12 protein-coding genes, 5 tRNA genes and 1 rRNA gene are annotated in these 17522 nt (G+C 45.2%); 3 read left to right on the forward strand and 15 right to left on the reverse strand.

Features of this window, described 5'->3' with window-relative positions; genetic code table 11:
• From LG368_RS14260 to LG368_RS14275, 4 genes are all read right to left on the reverse strand, one after another.
• Positions 1-203 (reverse strand): 16S ribosomal RNA (locus tag LG368_RS14260); the annotation flags it as partial.
• Positions 204-734: 531 nt separating this feature from the next.
• A complete protein-coding gene (locus LG368_RS14265; RefSeq protein WP_226755389.1) occupies positions 735-1907 on the reverse strand; it encodes a sodium ion-translocating decarboxylase subunit beta in 1173 nt (390 codons plus the stop codon).
• An 18-nt stretch (positions 1908-1925) separates the two neighbouring features.
• Complete coding sequence (gene oadA, locus LG368_RS14270) at positions 1926-3734, reverse strand: sodium-extruding oxaloacetate decarboxylase subunit alpha (RefSeq protein WP_226755390.1); 1809 nt, start codon at positions 3732-3734, stop codon at positions 1926-1928.
• Positions 3735-3789: 55 nt separating this feature from the next.
• Positions 3790-4050: an OadG family protein gene (locus LG368_RS14275; protein ID WP_226755391.1), complete on the reverse strand. Its 261-nt coding sequence runs from the start codon at positions 4048-4050 to the stop codon at positions 3790-3792.
• A gap of 259 nt (positions 4051-4309) precedes the next feature.
• Between LG368_RS14275 and LG368_RS14280 the strand changes: the two genes are divergently transcribed.
• Entirely contained in the window at positions 4310-5221 is a 912-nt protein-coding gene (locus LG368_RS14280; protein WP_420827970.1) for a tRNA dihydrouridine synthase, read from the forward strand.
• Between the two features lie 46 nt (positions 5222-5267).
• Here LG368_RS14280 and LG368_RS14285 read toward each other — a convergent pair.
• From LG368_RS14285 to LG368_RS14330, 10 genes are all read right to left on the reverse strand, one after another.
• Positions 5268-5344 (reverse strand) — tRNA-Arg (locus LG368_RS14285).
• A 45-nt stretch (positions 5345-5389) separates the two neighbouring features.
• Positions 5390-5466 (reverse strand) — tRNA-Arg (locus tag LG368_RS14290).
• 45 nt (positions 5467-5511) lie between these two features.
• A tRNA-Arg gene (locus tag LG368_RS14295) sits at positions 5512-5588 on the reverse strand.
• A gap of 45 nt (positions 5589-5633) precedes the next feature.
• A tRNA-Arg gene (locus tag LG368_RS14300) sits at positions 5634-5710 on the reverse strand.
• Between the two features lie 62 nt (positions 5711-5772).
• Positions 5773-5862, reverse strand: a tRNA-Ser gene (locus LG368_RS14305).
• 56 nt (positions 5863-5918) lie between these two features.
• Positions 5919-6107: a carbon storage regulator CsrA gene (gene csrA / locus LG368_RS14310; RefSeq protein WP_226755392.1), complete on the reverse strand. Its 189-nt coding sequence runs from the start codon at positions 6105-6107 to the stop codon at positions 5919-5921.
• Positions 6108-6252: 145 nt separating this feature from the next.
• Positions 6253-7494, reverse strand: coding sequence for an aspartate kinase (locus tag LG368_RS14315; protein ID WP_226755393.1), 1242 nt, complete (start codon positions 7492-7494; stop codon positions 6253-6255).
• Between the two features lie 68 nt (positions 7495-7562).
• Positions 7563-10181: an alanine--tRNA ligase gene (gene alaS, locus LG368_RS14320; protein ID WP_264194072.1), complete on the reverse strand. Its 2619-nt coding sequence runs from the start codon at positions 10179-10181 to the stop codon at positions 7563-7565.
• 267 nt (positions 10182-10448) lie between these two features.
• Positions 10449-11546: an alanine racemase gene (gene alr / locus LG368_RS14325; protein WP_226755394.1), complete on the reverse strand. Its 1098-nt coding sequence runs from the start codon at positions 11544-11546 to the stop codon at positions 10449-10451.
• Positions 11547-11575: 29 nt separating this feature from the next.
• The gene (locus LG368_RS14330; protein WP_226755395.1) at positions 11576-12829 is read right to left on the reverse strand and encodes a D-amino acid dehydrogenase; all 1254 of its coding nucleotides are present in this window, start codon (positions 12827-12829) and stop codon (positions 11576-11578) included.
• 211 nt (positions 12830-13040) lie between these two features.
• Between LG368_RS14330 and recX the strand changes: the two genes are divergently transcribed.
• Entirely contained in the window at positions 13041-13496 is a 456-nt protein-coding gene (recX, locus tag LG368_RS14335) for a recombination regulator RecX (RefSeq protein WP_226755396.1), read from the forward strand.
• Between the two features lie 31 nt (positions 13497-13527).
• On the opposite strand, the gene LG368_RS14340 is transcribed toward recX, so the two are convergent.
• The gene (locus LG368_RS14340; protein ID WP_226755397.1) at positions 13528-15198 is read right to left on the reverse strand and encodes a methyl-accepting chemotaxis protein; all 1671 of its coding nucleotides are present in this window, start codon (positions 15196-15198) and stop codon (positions 13528-13530) included.
• A 490-nt stretch (positions 15199-15688) separates the two neighbouring features.
• Between LG368_RS14340 and LG368_RS14345 the strand changes: the two genes are divergently transcribed.
• A partial coding sequence (locus LG368_RS14345; protein WP_226755398.1) for a purine-cytosine permease family protein occupies positions 15689-17522 on the forward strand: 1834 nt, incomplete at its 3' end.

Genomic DNA, 17522 nt, shown 5'->3' on the forward strand with positions numbered 1-17522 from the left:
GATCCCCTCCTTTCCCCCGTAGGGCGTATGCGGTATTAGCATGCGTTTCCACATGTTGTCCCCCTCTACTAGGCAGATTCCTACGCGTTACTCACCCGTCCGCCGCTCGTCAGCAGGAGCAAGCTCCCCTGTTACCGCTCGACTTGCATGTGTTAAGCCTGCCGCCAGCGTTCAATCTGAGCCATGATCAAACTCTTCAGTTAAAAAGCTTGCTCACTCAAATCGTATTACACTAACTATAACTTAATCTAATTAATCTCTACCAAGGCAGAAACCAATCAAACATAAAGCGATTGCCGTGTAGACTCTCGTAAGACTTCAATTTTTTTGATCGCTCATAACCCACCTAGTAAACTAAGCAAACCATGTCGATCTTCTGAAGACTCTAGTGAGCGCCCACACAAATTATCTGATTATCTATTTTAAAGAGCGTTGCCAATTCACTTAAGCGACTCATCTTCTTAACTTAGTTTAGTAAGCTAAGGCTTGAAGCCCTGTCCGTGTCAGCGAGGGCGTATATTAAGGATCTACAGATTTTGTGCAACCCTTTTTTGAAGAAAAACACGATTTGCACAAATTAATTTGAAACAAGGGCAAAACAGATCAAGGAACGATCAGAAGCAGGCCGTTTTGATCAAATAACAACCAGAAAGCACATCCAATTAGCAACTACACCTGTAAAAAAAGACGCCGAAGCGTCTTTTTGAATGATGCACTAGTAGATTACCAACAAACTAGCCACCCACATAACTCAACATCACACCTGCCGCTACCGCAGAACCTATAACACCTGCTACGTTTGGCCCCATAGCATGCATCAGCAAAAAGTTTTGTTTATTTGCCTCTAAACCTACTTTATTTGCTACTCGTGCCGCCATTGGAACAGCAGAAACACCGGCTGCACCAATAAGAGGGTTAATCGATTCTGACGAAAAGCGGTTCATCAACTTAGCCATTAAAATACCAGCTGCTGTACCAATAGAGAAAGCAACCAAACCTAACCCCAGAATCCCCAATGTCTCTAAATTTAGAAAATCTTCTGAACTAAGCTTAGAACCAACACCCAACCCCAAAAAGATCGTTACAATATTGATTAAAGCATTCTGCGCCGTATCACTTAACCGATCAACAACACCACATTCTCGCATCAAGTTGCCAAAACAAAACATCCCCAACAAAGGCGCTGCCGATGGCAAAAACATTGCCACAAGAATCACAACAACGATTGGAAATATAATTTTTTCTTTTTTCGTTACTGGACGCAGCTGCACCATTTTAATAGAACGCTCTTCTTTAGAAGTAAGCGCACGCATAATAGGTGGCTGAATAAGAGGAACAAGCGCCATATAAGAATACGCTGCCACGGCAATAGCGCCTAACAGATCCGGAGCTAATCGACTAGCAACAAAAATCGCGGTCGGACCGTCAGCACCACCGATGATACCAATTGCAGCAGCATCGGCTAAAGTGAAGTCCATCAGACCAGAAGCACCTAATACAACAGCACCAATAACGGTTGCAAAAATACCAAACTGTGCAGCCGCCCCTAGCAACAACGTCTTGGGGTTAGCAAGCATAGGACCGAAGTCCGTCATGGCACCGACCCCCATGAAAATCATAAGGGGAAATAACCCTGTCTCAATACCGCCATGATAAATGTAGTATTGCAGCCCGCCAGGTGATGTCATATGACCTGTTGCGTCGTACACTGGTGCTGCCATAAAACCAGCACCTGGAATATTCACCAAGACAGCACCAATACCAATAGGCAACAACAAAAGAGGCTCAAAGCCTTTTTTGATGGCTAGATAAACCAATAACAAGCCAACACAAATCATCACGAATTGGCCAAGCTCTAACTGGTAAATGCCTGTATCGTGATACAGGTTAAGCAACTTATTTTCCATTATCTCGTTTTTCCTAACTTATAGCGTAAGAAGCGATTGTCCAACTTGGACAGAGTCGCCTTCTTTCACGTTAATGGAACCGACTACACCCGCCTTAGGCGCTGAGATTTCTGTCTCCATTTTCATGGCTTCAAGAACCATGATTGTTTCACCTTCTTCAACTTGCTGCCCAGACGTAACAAGTACTTTGAATATATTGCCCGCCAAAGGCGATGGAACAGCTTCTCCAGATGGTGCTTCAGCAGGTGCTGATTGAGACGGTGCACTACTAGTCGGCCCTACAACTGGCTGAATGTTACTTACATCACCACCTTCAGAAACCTGTACAACAAAACTCTGACCAGATACAGAAACAGTGTAAACACTCTCTTTGTCAGAGCCACCTTCTGACTTAGAAATTGGCACTTGGCTATGCTCTACTTCAGCTTCCAAACCAGGAGCAGGCTCAAATGCACTTGCATCGCCACGGTTTTGCAGAAACTTCAGACCAATTTGTGGGAACAAAGCATAGGTCAACACATCATCGATTTGATCCGTCGCTAATGTAATGCCTTTCTCTTTTGATAAGTCAGCCAACTCTTGTGTCAACTTTTCCATCTCTGGTAATAACAAGTCAGCAGGGCGACATGTGATCGCTTGCGCACCTTCTAGAACTCGATCTTGCAAATCTTTATTAAAGTCTGCCGGCGCGGCACCGTATTCACCCTTCAGGATCCCAGCGGTTTCTTTAGAAATAGATTTATAGCGCTCTCCCGTTAGTACATTCAAAACAGCCTGCGTACCAACAATCTGAGAGGTCGGTGTTACTAAAGGAATCAAACCTAAATCCTCACGAACACGCGGAATTTCTTTTAACACATCATCAAACTTGTCAGCTGCACCCTGTTCTCTCAGTTGCCCTTCCATATTCGTCAACATACCACCAGGCACTTGCGCGACTAAAATACGAGAATCTGTACCACGAAGTGAGCCCTCAAATTTTGCATATTTCTTTCTAACAACACGAAAATACGCTGCAATTTCTTCCAGCAAAGCTAAATCCAAGCCAGTGTCTCTATCTGTACCCTGCAATGCAGCAACAACAGACTCTGTTGCTGTGTGTCCGTACGTCATAGACATAGAAGAAATAGCCGTATCAACACGATCTACTCCAGCCTCAATTGCCTTAAGAATGGTCATATCAGATAGACCAGAGGTCGCGTGAGCATGCAATTGAACCTCAAGCTGGGTTTGAGCTTTCAGTAAACCCACTAATTCAAAAGCATCGTATGGCGTTAGAATCCCTGACATATCTTTAATGGCGATCGAATCTGCCCCCATGTCTTCCAACGTCTTGGCATAATCTACCCAGTTTTGTGTCGTATGAACTCGACTCTTAGTGTAGGACAAGGTTCCTTGAGCATGTTTACCTTGTTGCTTAACAGACTCTATCGCCGTTTTTAGATTGCGCGGATCATTCATCGCGTCAAAAATACGGAACACATCCACACCATTAAAGGCTGCACGCTCAACAAACTTAGACACAACATCATCAGCATAATGACGGTAACCTAATAAATTTTGGCCTCGCAACAACATTTGCTGAGGTGTATTTGGCATAGCCTTTTTTAGTTCACGAATACGCTCCCAAGGGTCCTCACCCACAAAGCGAATACAAGAATCAAACGTCGCCCCCCCCCAAGACTCAAGAGACCAAAAGCCTACTTGATCAAGTTTTTCTGCGATAGGGAGCATATCGTCAATACGCATGCGTGTTGCAAACAATGATTGGTGAGCATCGCGCAAAACGACATCAGTGATGCCAAGAGGTTGCTTTGTTGTTGTCATCTTTTCAGCCTCGAAAATTCCAGAGATTTGTTAAGTAATAAGAGTATGTCGTAGATTAAGAGTTTTTATTTCTATGCTGATGCACGGCCGCAGTAATAACAGCCGCCATTTGAGGCGTTACCGCTAACGAGTCAGACACGGCTGGCGCAGTAGGCGATTTTTTCGGCCCCACAGGAACATCAGGAAAAAAGTGATTAAGTAATCGCGACATATACCCAGTAGCAAAAATCAACACCACTAAGAACAAGAAAACAAATCCCATCCCTAGAACCATCAAACCCAAACCGTCTTCAAGCAACCCATTCATCGCACTCATACCTTTATATGCCTTGCCTTGTTTGTACAGACCTTATGTGGTCAGATGCACACCCAACAGCGCTGTTTATGTGTAATGATTAGTTTTTATCACAAACCAGAACAGTTTCATATTTTTTTTGCATAACAGTTAGACTTATTTCGTGAACAATTCAAACACTCCCTCTACACACTCTCTCACTACAGATGGTATTTTAAATAAAACACCCCCTGTGATTTCACTGGCTGTCGCTCCCATGGAAGGCGTTATGGAGCACACAATGCGCGCGCTACTTTCCAGTATTGGCGGCATGGACTATCTTGTTTCAGAGTTTGTCCGTGTTACACAATATCCCATTCCATCAAGTACATTTAGGCGTCTCATACCAGAGAACCAACAACAAGCAAAAACGCCACACCATCACCCCGTCCATACCCAACTACTGGGTAGCAACGCAGAACTCATGGCACAAAGTGCCTTTAATGCTGTTGAAGCCGGCGCAACGCATATTGATGTCAATTTTGGCTGTCCTGCAAAAAGAGTGAATGGGCATGGCGGCGGGTCTGTGTTACTTCAAACACCAAGTACGCTGTACGACATTATGAGAGCCATTAGAAACACACTTCCACAAGACATTTCTGTCTCAGCCAAAATACGACTGGGTTATGAGGATGAAGCACTTTTATTTGACAACGTGGCGGCAATTGAATCAGCAGGAACAAATACACTTACTGTTCACGGCAGAACCAAAAAAGACGGCTATAAGCCCCCTGCACGGTGGGAAAAAATTGGCGCCATCCAAGACATGACGAGAATGTGTGTTGTGGCTAATGGCGATATTATTGATACGGTATCACTTAGACGCTGCCAGGCTATCTCAGGATGTCAGCATTTTATGATTGGCCGTGGCGCTCTTAATAACCCTTTTGTTTTTCAGCAAATCCGCCACGAATTAGCAGGACATGACATCACAGTTGATGCTCAAGCGCTTATAGACACATTCACATACTACAACAAAGAACTGCAGAAGCATTATGACGAAGTGGCAACACTGGGTCGATTAAAGCAATGGTGTGGGCATTTACGTTTTGGTTATCAAGAAGTGAAAAACGATCTTCAGACCTTGCGTCGTTGTACAAGCACAAAAGAACTAGTGGATACATTTAAGAGCATCTTTGACAAAACAATTTAATACAGCAAGAAGAGTATTTTAAAATAAAAAAGAGGAGGAAAAAAAATGGTGCACCAGAGAGGATTCGAACCTCTGACCGCTCGGTTCGTAGCCGAGTACTCTATCCAGCTGAGCTACTGGTGCATTTTGACAACTTTAAAATAAGCTGTTGAATTTGACTCTTTGAAATGGTGCACCAGAGAGGATTCGAACCTCTGACCGCTCGGTTCGTAGCCGAGTACTCTATCCAGCTGAGCTACTGGTGCATTTTGACAACTTTAAAATAAGCTGTTGAATTTGACTCTTTGAAATGGTGCACCAGAGAGGATTCGAACCTCTGACCGCTCGGTTCGTAGCCGAGTACTCTATCCAGCTGAGCTACTGGTGCATTTTGACAACTTTAAAATAAGCTGTTGAATTTGACTCTTTGAAATGGTGCACCAGAGAGGATTCGAACCTCTGACCGCTCGGTTCGTAGCCGAGTACTCTATCCAGCTGAGCTACTGGTGCATAACCATTATTGATTCTCAGCTCACGCAATTTAAAAACTGCTTTGAGAAACAAACTTGAAATGGCGGAGAGTGAGGGATTCGAACCCTCGATGAGTTTCACCCCATACTCCCTTAGCAGGGGAGCGCCTTCGGCCGCTCGGCCAACTCTCCGTAACAAGTGGAGCGCATTATATACGACCCATTAGCCTTGTAAAGTTTTTTTTCAATTATTCTTCAGAAATTTTTTCATCTTGCTCTTGTTGAATACGAAGATAGATTTCTTCACGGTGTACAGAGACGTCTTTAGGAGCATTGATCCCAATTCGAACCTGGTTACCTTTCACACCCAATACAGTAACAGACACTTCGTCACCAACCATTAATGTTTCACCGACACGACGAGTAAGAATAAGCATAAAAAGTTCTCCCTGTGATTACTTTAGTTTTAATAAGTTAAATTATCTTACAAAGTATGTAGGAATATTCCTACAAGAAAAGCGATTGTAGCCTTTCAACTTAAATTAAACCATCACTATCGAAAGGGTTTTATGTATCCAATTGTTAAACTTCTTGCACAATAGTGCCTTCTTCACTCAACTTAAACGCTGAATGGAGTGTTCTCACGGCCAACTCTAGATATTTCTCGTCAACAATGACTGACACTTTAATCTCAGAGGTCGAAATCAATTGAATATTAATGCTCTCAGCGGCTAACGCCCTAAACATGGTACTTGCCACACCGGCATGAGAACGCATACCTACGCCTACGATGGATACCTTAGCGATCTTAGAGTTGGTTATTACGTCTTTAGCACCCAGTTCTCGCGCTATGTTATTAAGTGTTAACGACGCTTTATCAAACTCAGTACGATTCACCGTAAAAGTAAAATCGGTTGTACCTTCTACCGAAACGTTCTGTACTATCATGTCGACTTCAATGTTCGCATCACTGATAGGACCTAGAATACGTGCCGCGATACCCGGATGATCAGGTACTCCTTTCAGAGTTAATTTCGCTTCGTCTCTATTAAACGCAATACCAGAAACTGCTGGCTGCTCCATCTCATGATTCTCCTCTGTCGTAATTAATGTCCCCTCACCTTCAATAAAGCTCGATAAGACGCGTAGTGGCACTTGGTACTTACCTGCGAACTCAACGGCACGAATCTGCAGAACTTTTGAACCTAAGCTGGCCATCTCCAGCATTTCCTCGAAAGTGATTTTGTCCAAGCGGCGCGCACTGTCAACCACACGAGGATCCGTTGTATAAACACCATCCACGTCGGTGTAAATTTGACACTCATCCGCTTTCAACGCCGCAGCAAGCGCAACCCCTGTGGTATCTGAACCACCTCGCCCCAAGGTGGTGATATTACCCAGTTCATCTGCACCTTGAAAACCTGCAACAACAATCACACGACCAGCATCAAGATCATTGTGCATCTTTTCCGTATCGATGGATTGGATACGCGCTTTACCATGAGCACTGTCGGTTGTGATACGCACTTGCGCACCGGTATAAGAACGCGCTTCAAGACCTCGCTTCATCAAAGCCATCGACAGCAAAGCAATGGTAACTTGCTCCCCTGTCGATAAAAGAACGTCCATTTCTCGTGCACTCGGTGACGAGCTGATATTTTTCGCCAACCCAATCAACCGATTCGTTTCACCGCTCATCGCAGAGACCACTACGACGATGTCGTCACCCTGCTTTTTATGTTTCAGCACTCGATCAGCCACTGCTTCAATTCGCTCGACTGTACCGACTGACGTACCACCGTACTTTTGAACTAACAACGCCATAATTTTTTTATACCTAAATTAAAGCCTAGATTTCAGGCCGAACCACTCTTTGCGACAAGCGACGACCTTTACACTCTTTGCGCAACCCAATCAGGAACAAGGGCCAATGCCGCTGAGAGACCTGCTGGATTATTACCGCCCGCTTGCGCCATGTCAGGACGACCACCGCCTTTGCCATCCACTAAAGGTGCGACCATTTTAATGAGGTCGCCGGCTTTTACTTTCTTGGTCAATTCTTTTGTAACACCCGCAATTAAGCTGACTTTGCCATCATTCACGGCTGCCAACAAAATAACCGCCGATTCCAGCTTACTTTTCAGTTCATCCAGCAAATCACGCAACGCTTTTGGATCTTCTACTTCCACTTGCGCCACCAGCAACTTACCGCCGGTAATAGATACGGCTTGAGAGGCCAAATCGGCTCCTGCTAACGCCGCCATCTTACCCTTTAAAACGTCCAGCTCTTTTTGCAAAACGCGAGCATGGTCATTTAATGCAGTGACCTTGTCTAACACGCTGTCTTTGTTGCCTTTAACCAATCCTGCGATATTGTCCAGCACAGATTCTGTCTGACGCGTTGTGTCGATGGCAACCTTACCTGTTACTGCTTCAATACGACGCACACCAGCGGCAATACCATTTTCAGTGATAATCTTAAAGAAACCGATATCACCGGTACGATTAACATGAGTACCACCACAGAGCTCAATCGAATAATCCGCCCCCATGGTCAATACGCGCACTTCACTGTCGTATTTTTCGCCAAACAACGCCATGGCACCTTTGGCTTTCGCTGACTCTACATCCATGATGTCCGTTTCAACTAAGCGGTTTAAGCGAATCTGCTCGTTTACCATGTCTTCAATCTGCTCAATTTCTACGTCTGTCACACCTTCAAAATGCGAGAAGTCAAAGCGCAAACGATCAGCGTTAACCAAAGAACCCTTCTGCGTTACATGGTCACCCAGTACGCGACGCAATGCCTCATGCATTAGGTGAGTGGCTGAGTGGTTAAGCGTGGTTGCCATGCGTAGACTGCGGTCAACGTCGCCAGTCAAGATATCACCGACGGACAAACAACCTTCTTTTAACTCACCAAGGTGCAAATGCGCCTTACCTTGTTTTGTTGTGTTAGAGACATTAAAAGCACCGTCACCGCGCAACCAACCTTGATCACCAATCTGGCCGCCCGATTCCGCATAGAATGGCGTTGATTTCAATACGATCGCTGCACTTTGTCCGGCCTCTAGTACCTCTACTGGCGCACCGTCCACTAGGATCATTTCGACTTCGCATTCGCCACTTAAATTGTCGTAGCCCGTGAACTCAGTCACAGACTCTAGTTTTACACCACCCGACATATCCATAGAGAAATTACTGGCAGAGCGGGCACGAGCGCGCTGCGCTTCCATCGCCGCTTCAAAGCCTGCCTCATCGATTTCCAACTCGTTTTCACGAGCGACGTCGTTGGTTAAATCCGCTGGGAAACCGTAAGTGTCATACAGCTTGAACACCGTCTCACCTGGAATCACCTTCGCATCACCTAAATTCGCAATGGCGTCTTCAAGAATCTTCATCCCTTGATCAAGCGTTTTAGCGAATTGCTCTTCCTCTTTTAACAAGATAGAAGCAATACGATCTTTTAGCTTAGTCAATTCTGGATAGGCTTGACCCATCTCCACATCGAGTGCGTCAACAAGCTTATGGAAAAACACACCTTTTTGACCCAATTTATTACCGTGACGGATGGCTCGACGAATAATACGACGCAACACGTAACCACGCCCTTCATTGGAAGGAATAATACCGTCGACGATCATAAAGGCACACGAACGAATATGGTCGGCAATGACGCGTAGCGACTGAGCGCTCAAGTCATCGGTTCCAACCAGCTTGGCCGATGCTTTAATCAAATTTTGAAACAAGTCAATTTCATAGTTACTGTGTACGCCTTGCAGAATGGCTGCAATACGCTCCAAGCCCATACCCGTATCGACAGAAGGCTTAGGCAACGGCGCCATGGTGCCATCAGCAGAGCGATTGAACTGCATAAAGACCACATTCCAAATCTCAATAAAACGATCACCGTCTTCTTCAGGCGACCCTGGAGGCCCACCCCAAATATGCTCACCGTGATCATAGAAAACTTCAGAACAAGGACCACAAGGCCCCGTATCACCCATCGCCCAGAAATTATCTGATTGGTAACGTCCGCCTTTGTTGTCACCAATTCGAATGATTTTTTCTTTTGGCACGCCAATCATTTCGTGCCAGAAATCAAAAGCTTCATCGTCATCGGCATAGACGGTCACCAGCAACTTCTCTTTTGGCAGCTTCAATACTTCTGTTAGAAATTCCCATGCATAAGCAATGGCTTCTTTTTTGAAGTAATCACCAAAACTGAAATTACCTAACATCTCAAAAAAAGTATGGTGGCGTGCGGTGTAGCCGACGTTTTCTAAGTCATTGTGTTTACCACCTGCTCGAACACAGCGCTGTGATGTTGTCGCACGAGTGTATGGGCGAATATCTTCCCCTAAAAACACATCTTTAAATTGAACCATACCGGCGTTGGTAAACAACAAGGTGGGATCATTACCAGGAATCAAGGAACTGGACTCCACGATTTGATGCTGCTTACTTTCAAAAAATGATAAAAACGATTGGCGTAACTCAGAACTCTTCATAATGGGATGAGTCTCTATCTCTAATGTCTGGACGAATTGGATTGCGTGAAAGGCAAAGTCATACTAAAGATCGTATGAACCTATTCGATGCAATGAAAAGCACAAAATAGTACACGTAAAGGATAGGTGTTTTCAAAAGAAACCGTCGTGATTTGACGCTTATTTTGTATACAGGACAAACAAAAGGTCGATTTACAGGCGTAAATCGACCTTAATATCGTTTTTTAGATCACGTATCCATACTGCTCAACATAATGAGCAGATCATTTATTGCGCGCTGTCTTTACGTAAATAACGGTAATGAGGTCGCGCTGTCATGCGCGTTACGAGTTCATAACCGATTGTACCGGCCGCATCGGCGACTTCCTCAACAGGCACGTCATCACCCCAGAGCACAACTTCTTGCCCCATACTAGGCGCAACAGAGTAATCTTCCATACGCACAGTGAGCATATCCATAGAAACACGCCCTGCTAAGCAGGCCGACTGACCGTCGATTTGCATAGGCGTACCGTTTTGTGCGTGACGAGGATAACCGTCGCCATACCCTGCTGCAATCGTCGCCAATACATGATCTTCTGAAGCGACATAGCCTAAGCCATAGCCCACTTTATCGCCTTTCTTAAGTTGACGAGTAGAAATCACTTTGGTCGACAAGGTCATGGCTGGACGCAAGCCTAACGCTCGACCACTGACGCCAGCAAAAGGAGAAATGCCGTAAAGCATAATGCCGGGACGAATCCACCCGCCTTCAGGCACACTCCACTTCATAATCGCCGCTGAGTTAGCGACGCTCGCGGCAATATCACCAATAGCTTGTCGCGCTTGCTCGAAGTACGTCAGCTGCTGCACGGTGGTTAGATCAGACAAGTCATCGGCACAAGCAAAGTGCGTCATCAAAACCACTTCCCCTACTTGACCCGTTTCCTTTAATGCCGTCACAAAATTGGGTGCGGTTTCTTTATCACCCCCCAGACGATGCATGCCAGAATCCAGCTTCAGGAAAATCTTTTCAATCTTAACTTGGCTCGCGACCAATTCGTCCATTTGTTGGGCGTTTTCCAGTGCCGCCCAAAAACCATGTTGCTCACACAACGTCCATTCGTCGCCTTCAAATACGCCTTCAAGCAGCAGAATAGGCGAGGTAATGCCCGCCTCCCGTAGCGCTAGCCCTTCTTCGATGGCAGCCACTGCAAAGGCATCCGCCTCTTCATCTAAATAGCGAGCAACCTCTATTGCTCCGTGCCCGTACGCATTACTTTTTACAACAGCAAACGCTTTACAACTGGGTTGCAGTTTTTTTGCATAACGATAATTTTGCAAAATAGCGTCTAAATCTACCGTTGCTGTGAGTGGCCTGGCCATTCTTACCCCTTAATAAAACCTAAGTCGTGTTAGCTGTAACGCTGTATGGCGAAATCTTTTGTGTCGATGTCGGTTTGATCACCCGCCATGATATCGGCGATCACCGCGGCCGAACCACAGCTCATTGTCCAACCTAGCGTTCCATGACCCGTATTGAGGTACAAGCCATCAATACCACTGCGACCCACAACCGGTGTGCCATCTGGCGTCATTGGACGCAGCCCTGTCCAGTAATCTGCCTGCGACAAATCGCAACCTTGATTGAACAAGTCTCTGACCACATGAGTAATAGTTTCAGTACGTACTTTGGGTAGGTCTAAGTTATAACCACTTAGCTCCGCCGTTCCTGCCGCACGAATACGACCACCAAGTCGTGTCACCGCCACCTTGTATGTCTCATCCATCACGGTGGACGTTGGCGCGTAAGTCGTGTCGGTAATAGGAACAGTGAGGGAGTAACCTTTCACAGGATAAATCGGCACGGCAATATCCATCGTTTGCAACAACTCTTTCGAGTAGCTTCCCATAGAAACCAGCACATTATCGAATTCAAAGTCCCCTTGATCCGTCTTGACAGCGCGAATTTTCCCGCTTTCTGTGACCAATCGATCAATAGACAAACCAAACTTAAACGTGACACCAAGCGCATCACAGTGCTTTTTCAACTCTTGGCAAAAAATAAAACAATCACCCGTTTCATCGCCAGTCAGGCGCAAGCCACCTTTAAACTTGTCAATCACAGGCGTCAGGCCTGGCTCGATTTCGAGGATCTGCGCTGGCGTCAGTACTTGATGAGGTACGCCCAAAGCTTTAAGCACCTTGATGTCTTTTTCAGACGCTTCTACTTGTTCATCTTTACGGAACAATTGCGTCAATCCCCCTTGGCCGTCGTCATACTGGATACCAATCTCTTTGCGCATCGCAATAAATTGGTCTCGACTGTATTCCGCTATTGCCACCATACGAGATTTATTGGTGTCATACGCTTTTTCCGTACAGTTCGCGAGCATCTTGCTCATCCAAGCGATTTTCTTCAACTCAGGGTCCGCACTGATCTTTAATGGCGCGTGTTTTTGCATCAGCCATTTAACCGCCTTAAACGGAATGCCTGGTGCAGCCCAAGGCGCAGAGTAGCCAGGAGAAATTTGGCCAGCATTGGCAAAGCTGGTTTCTAAAGCCACACCTTCTTGACGGTCCATTACAGTCACATCAAAGCCTTTTTTCGCCAAATAATACGCTGACGTTAAACCAACAACACCCGCTCCAAGAACGCAAACACGCATAGTAACACTCCAAATTAAGACAAAGTCATATCGCCTATAATCACACAAGATATAGAGTTTTATCATCTTATTTATTCTATATAGTTAGTATAAATAACTATAAAAATCACATCATCCAGTGAATTATGGATATAAAGATTAAATGCAATTCTACTGATAAACTGTTGTAATTCCCCTAGCATACTGACCACACACCATGACAGAGTGAAAAATGCATACACCTCAACTATCTACTTTCGATCATGCTCTATTTTTCTTGAGCCATAGGGAACACTCTAGCAAAGAGCTCATTCATAAATTAAACGCCAAAGGTCATACCGAAGACGACATTGCTTCCGCCGTAGAGCGACTCCAAGCAATCAATTATTTAAATGATGAACGCTTTACTGAGATTTTTATCCGCAGCCGAATCAGTAAGCCACTGGGTGAAAATAGAATATTGCAAGAGTTAAGCCAGAAAGGCATTGATCGCGAATTGGCCCGTCGCGTCATTGAAGAAGCAGAGATCGATTGGTTTGAACTGGCGAGGCAATTAAAAGAAAGGCGCTTTGGCAACGACGTTGCTACAGACTATAAAGAAAAAGCCAAACAAGCTCGCTATCTTCAGTATCGTGGGTTTAACTTTGATCAGATCAAATACGCGACCTCACCTGAGGACGCGTATTGATTAGGCAACAACTGAGAGTCAGCAGACGATATTAGACTTTAAACTTGTCGCCAATTCCTTTGATCACTTGCGCCTGCTCTTCAAGCAGTTGCATTTGTGTGGCTGTTTTGTTCGCATCTTGCCCTATGTCTTTGGCTAATTCAGCGATGCCCACCACATTTTGTGCAATGTCACTGGCAACTTGAGATTGCTGATCCGCCGCCGTAGAAACTTGCACATTCATTTGAGTAAGGTTTTTGATTGAGTCCGTGCTTGAAAGAATGATGTCACTGATTTTGGCCATGGCTTTCATGACTTCTTCGCGACGCTGCATAGAGCCTTGCATGTCGTCTGTCGCTTTTACGGCACTGGTCTGTAGCTTTTCAAGAATCTCTTTGATTTCTACTGTGCTGTCTTGGCTACGCTGAGCAAGACCACGCACCTCATCGGCCACAACCGCAAACCCACGCCCTTGCTCACCGGCACGCGCCGCTTCGATAGCCGCATTTAAAGCCAGTAGATTGGTTTGTTCTGAAATTCCTTGGATCACACCCAGTGCGACATTAATTTCATCAACATTGTCGCCAAGTACCGTAATGGATTGTTCAACCGTACTCAGAACGGAGCTCAACTCATCAAGCTGTTTGCTGGATACCTGCACCTGTTGCAATACTTCTTGAATTTCCAGCTCAGTGCTTTCCGCCGAGCGTTTTGTTGATTCCGCATGATGCGCAATTTCGTTTGAATTTGCTTTCATTTCTTCAATCGCACTGGCAACCAGATCGGTCTCACTGATTTGGCGATTCGACGCTGACGTTAAAGCTTTACGCTGCTCATTGGAAGTAACGGAAATAGACAATAAGTTGTCGCTGGATTGTTTTAAGTGACCGATATCCACTGCCATTGCATCTAAAAAAGCATTAAAGTCGTTGGCAATGTTATTCAGAATATCAATAGAGCTATTGGGTAGCTTTTTCGTTAAATCCCCTTGTCCAATGGCCAAGTTCTTCACGGCCACCCCAAGCGTCATCAAAGGCGTTAATACTGAACGTGTGGACACCAACACAATCAACGCCAAAACACCAAAACAAAACGCCAATATTAACAAGGCGATACTTAAGCTGGCCGACTGGATGCTGTCGATAGAATCCGTAATCTCTGCGACAATTTTATCCGCACTGTCGATGTAAAAACCCGTACCTAATACCAGATCCCATTTTTTAATGTACACGGTATAGCCATACTTCTTACTCGCTTCGGTCTCACCGGGTTTAGGGAAGTAATACTGACTAAAACCATCGCCTTTCACAGCCGCATCAATAATATCTCGAATCAGGTAATTACCACGAGAATCTTGAGTGTCGTACATGTCGATGTTTAACTCGCCACCCGCACCGTGCAACAGGCGAATCCCATTGAGTTTGTAGGCGTATATGTAGCCGTTGCCACTGTCAAATTGGTAGTTATTTAACATAGCCAAGCCGCTTTCTAAGCCTTCTTGACCAGGTTTGTTAATCTCAGATTGAATCATGCTGATGGCCGAATCCATCACTGTTACCAAACGCTTCTTTTCGGTTTCAATGGTTGACTCTTCCACCAAGCTAGACACACCACTGTCGATGGTTTTCAGTGTCTGAACCTGCGTCAGAGCACTTACAAACGCAATGAGCAAAAATGGCCCAAATGCAAGCAAGTAAATTCTAAATTTCAGCGATTTAAACATGAGAAATGTTTCCAGTATTAAATGAGTGATTGGTTGGTTATGCTGTGATAAAAACGTAAGTTCTGATGCACACAAAGCTTAGGTAAATAAGCACTAGCTTACACAGTTAAGATGTTACTGTATTAGGCACAACAACGTCCATTCCAACGCGTTACTATATGTCATCGTAAAGCGCATTTTTATTTAGCTTCTCCAAGACACAATCCGTTTTTTTACCTGCCAAAGAAAAAAGCAAATAAATACCAGCTTTTGTACTATCCGTATTAACTCGCACAAATTGCTTTTTATTTGCATAATTCATGCTAAATACATCCGCAAAATGCCATTTTCACACTTTGAGATGACTGTTAGAGTTCCGGCTTGCAGCCCTATCGAGTATTGAGGCACACACATTCCTGTAAAAGATAAATGTTATGCTCGCGCCTTACGTTTAAAAAGAACCAACCGATTTCCCGTAGACAAACCACGCTAAAAATAACGAGACGATACGATGAACTTCGAAAAACTGGACAATGTCAGCGAAGAGCAATTGCCAATAGCAAAACACAAACGCCATGGCTGGAAACACCTCTTAGGTCTATACGCTGGTGAGCACGTTGCGGCTACTGAGTTTGTGATTGGTGCAACATTTGTTGCATTGGGTGCTAAAACAATGGACATTTTATTGGGCCTACTGATTGGTAATATTTTAGCGATTTTAAGCTGGACTCTTATCACCGCCCCCATTGCAACGCAGACACGCTTAAGCCTATACACTTACTTGGATAAGATCGCTGGCAAATCCATGACGAAGCTCTATAACTGGGCAAACGTCGTAATATTTACCGTAATATCCGCTGCCATGATTACCGTTTCCAGTACCGCTGTGCGCTATCTTTTTAATATTCCAGCGCAATTAGACTGGTATCCGACCAACCCTTGGTTTGTGCTTGTGGTGCTCGCGGTGGGCATTGTGGTGGTTTTTGTCGCCATGTATGGCTTTAAAGCAGTATCGGAATTTTCAGGTATTTGCGGCCCTTGGCTGTTCGTTATGTTTGGCTCTGGTGCTTTGGTGATGATGCCAGCGCTGGCCGATTCTGTGTTGGGTACCACCATTGTTAGTGGTTTTAAAGACTTTGTCACCATCGGCGATCAGTCAATATGGACGGGCATAAACGCGCAAGGCGAACCCGGTATTGGACTGGCTGAGGTGATTGGTTTTGCCTGGGCAGCCAATACCATTACACACTTTGGGCTGATTGATATGGCCCTCCTTCGCTATGCGAAAAAACCGATTTATGGTTTATCCACCAGCTCCGGCATGCTTTTCGGTCACTTTATTGCCTGGATATCTGCAGGCATCATGGGGGCAGGCACCGCGGTTTTGGTCAAAAAATCCATTATTGAACTTGATCCTGGCGATGTGGCCTTCCAAGCCTTGGGGCTATCGGGATTTGTTATTGTGATCATTGCTGGCTGGACCACCGCCAACGCGAATTTATACCGCGCAGGGTTGGCAGCACAAGCCATTTTCCACCGTTACTCCAGAAAACAAACCACCTTAGCGGTAGGCATTGTCACCGTTGTTGTTGCTTGCTTTCCGTTTGTTTTCAGTAAAATGCTTCCGCTTCTTACTTACGCCGGTTTGCTGGTCGTGCCAGTGGGCGCCATTGTTTTTGCTGAACACATGATTTTCCCTCGAATTGGCTACAGCCGTTATTGGGTCAGCTACCAAAAGCTTACGCACAGCACGCCCGCTGTAGCAGCCTGGGGAATAGGTTTGGTGTTTGGTTTTGGCTTGAATGCGTTAGACGTTATCTCTTTTTACTACCTGTTTCTTCCCACTTGGGTTGTCACCATTATCGTCTACACCTTATTAGCAAAACGCTACGGTGCCGATAAGGCTTATCCAAAAGAAAAAGCGGCTATGGAAAAGCACAATGCTTTGGTGGATGCTTACCATGAGGAACAGGCTCGTCATTCTGCACCTGCCATCGAAGATACTTCTTTGTTGTCTATGATATTAAAAATCGTGAGCTGGGCCAGCCTAGCCGTTACGCTAGCTCTGGCCTGCGTGACCATGTTCGGTAGCCCGGATATGGCAAGCTATTTAGACAACCGTGACACCTTTTATCATTATGGTTTTATCTGCACCCTAGTTTACTTTGTTGCAGCCTACTGGGTACTACGCCGTAAAAAAGCCCATGAACCTCTCGTAGCTAAAGCTATCGAGTTTCCAAGACAAAAACCTAAGCTAATGTCCTTTGTTGTAAGAAAGGTTGGTGCAAGACTTGCCACCGAGTGGTGGTCTGACGTCAGCTTTTTTGCGCGAACAAACAAGGTGA

Origin of the sequence: Marinomonas algarum, from assembly GCF_020532605.1 — a bacterium.
GTDB classification, from domain to species: domain Bacteria; phylum Pseudomonadota; class Gammaproteobacteria; order Pseudomonadales; family Marinomonadaceae; genus Marinomonas; species Marinomonas algarum.

Excerpts from the sequence above, each read along its gene's own strand:
- LG368_RS14265 (WP_226755389.1), bottom strand. The coding sequence starts at position 1,907 with ATGGAAAATAAGTTGCTTAACCTGTATCACGATACAGGCATTTACCAG.
- oadA (WP_226755390.1), bottom strand. The coding sequence starts at position 3,734 with ATGACAACAACAAAGCAACCTCTTGGCATCACTGATGTCGTTTTGCGC.
- LG368_RS14275 (WP_226755391.1), bottom strand. The coding sequence starts at position 4,050 with ATGAGTGCGATGAATGGGTTGCTTGAAGACGGTTTGGGTTTGATGGTT.
- LG368_RS14280 (WP_420827970.1), top strand. The coding sequence starts at position 4,310 with ATGCGCGCGCTACTTTCCAGTATTGGCGGCATGGACTATCTTGTTTCA.
- csrA (WP_226755392.1), bottom strand. The coding sequence starts at position 6,107 with ATGCTTATTCTTACTCGTCGTGTCGGTGAAACATTAATGGTTGGTGAC.
- LG368_RS14315 (WP_226755393.1), bottom strand. The coding sequence starts at position 7,494 with ATGGCGTTGTTAGTTCAAAAGTACGGTGGTACGTCAGTCGGTACAGTC.
- alaS (WP_264194072.1), bottom strand. The coding sequence starts at position 10,181 with ATGAAGAGTTCTGAGTTACGCCAATCGTTTTTATCATTTTTTGAAAGT.
- alr (WP_226755394.1), bottom strand. The coding sequence starts at position 11,546 with ATGGCCAGGCCACTCACAGCAACGGTAGATTTAGACGCTATTTTGCAA.
- LG368_RS14330 (WP_226755395.1), bottom strand. The coding sequence starts at position 12,829 with ATGCGTGTTTGCGTTCTTGGAGCGGGTGTTGTTGGTTTAACGTCAGCG.
- recX (WP_226755396.1), top strand. The coding sequence starts at position 13,041 with ATGCATACACCTCAACTATCTACTTTCGATCATGCTCTATTTTTCTTG.
- LG368_RS14340 (WP_226755397.1), bottom strand. The coding sequence starts at position 15,198 with ATGTTTAAATCGCTGAAATTTAGAATTTACTTGCTTGCATTTGGGCCA.